A 265-nucleotide genomic window follows, 5' to 3' on the forward strand; every position below is an offset into this window, starting at 1 on the left:
GTGCAAAAATTGGGGAAAATTCCTCATCATTATCACTCCACGCGCTTGGAACATTCCATCAATGTCTCTTATACAAGTTATAAGATTGCGAAAAAATTTGGTTGGGATGCCAAGTCAACAGCTCGTGGTGGTCTATTGCATGATTTATTCTTCTATGACTGGAGAGATACCAAATTCAACAAGAGCCATGCTTGGGTTCATCCACGAATTGCTAAACGCAATGCTCAGAAACTCATTCAACTCAATAAACTAGAAGAAGACATCA

1 protein-coding gene is annotated in these 265 nt (G+C 39.2%); it reads left to right on the plus strand.

Annotated elements, in window-relative coordinates; all coding sequences use genetic code 11:
* Nucleotides 1-265: HD domain-containing protein (locus C1G53_RS00045; protein ID WP_330847447.1), on the plus strand; the 265-nt coding region annotated here is incomplete at both ends.

Source organism: Streptococcus suis (assembly GCF_002960445.1).
In the GTDB taxonomy this organism is placed as follows: Bacteria; Bacillota; Bacilli; order Lactobacillales; family Streptococcaceae; genus Streptococcus; species Streptococcus hyiners.